The 1,030-nt window shown below is 61.9% G+C and carries 2 protein-coding genes; both read right to left on the bottom strand.

Annotated features, from left to right (window positions below):
- The coding region (locus OC159_RS19965) for an IS3 family transposase (RefSeq protein ID WP_407674169.1) at positions 1–721 on the bottom strand (721 nt) is incomplete at its 3' end.
- A gap of 8 nt (positions 722–729) precedes the next feature.
- Positions 730–1,030 (bottom strand): transposase (locus tag OC159_RS20335; protein WP_407674168.1); only part of this gene is annotated, 301 nt, incomplete at its 5' end.

Raw genomic sequence — 1,030 nt, 5'->3', positions numbered from 1 at the left:
TGGCAGCCTTGGCCTGTGATCCTGTCTCCCAAGCGCGCAGGTAGACGCATTCATATTTCAGGGACCGCCACAGGCGCTCGATGAAGACGTTGTCGATGCACCGTCCCTCGCCGTCCATCGAGATCCGGGTGCCAACGCGCTTCAGCCGGTCGGTCCAGACGAACGATGTGAACTGGCTGCCTTGGTCGGTGTTCATGATCCCGGGCGCGCCGAAGCGGTGGATGGCCTCGTTCAGCGCCTCGACACAGAAGTCGGCCTCCAGCGTGTTGGAGATCCGCCAAGCCAGCACCTTGCGCGTGAACCAATCCATGATGGCGACGAGATACAGGAAGCCGCGCCGCATCGGCAGGTAGGTGATGTCGGCGCACCAGACCTGTCCCGGGCGATCCACCCGCAGCCCGCTCAGCAAATAGGGATAGGTCTTGTGGCCCTCTCTCGGCTTGCTGGTGTTGGGTTTCTGGTAGATCGGCATCAAGCGCATGAGCCGCATCAGCCGCCGGATGCGCTTCTGATTCACACCGTAGCCTTCGTTCTGCAGATGCCAGGTCATCTGCCGGACGCCGTAGAAGGGCGTATCCAGGAACTGCCGGTCGATCAGTTGCATCAGAGCCAGGTTCACCTCCGTCTCACCCGATGGCTCGTGGTAGAACGACGAGCGCGAGATCGACAGAAGACGGCACTGCGCTCCGATCGACAGCGCAGGATGGTCCCGCTCGATCATCCTGCGCCTCACTTGCCGGTCCACGGCTTGAGCTTTCGTGACAAAAAATCGTTGGCGACGGCCAGCTCTCCAATCTTGGCATGCAACGACCGGACCGTCTCCTCGTCCACCTCCGCAGGCTTTCTGCCCCCGCGTTCAAAGATGTCTGCCGCCCCGTCGAGCAGCGCTTTCTTCCACTGGTGGATCATCGTCGGATGCACGCCGTATTCGGCCGCCAGCTCCGACACCGTGCGATCGCCCTTCAAAGCCTCCAGCGCCACGCGCGCCTTGAAGCCCGCGTCATGGTTCCTGCGTTTCCGCATTTCTGAT

This window comes from Paracoccus beibuensis (assembly GCF_026162625.1).
Classification (GTDB): Bacteria; Pseudomonadota; Alphaproteobacteria; order Rhodobacterales; family Rhodobacteraceae; genus Paracoccus; species Paracoccus beibuensis.
This window is presented reverse-complemented; position numbering and strand designations above follow the sequence as displayed.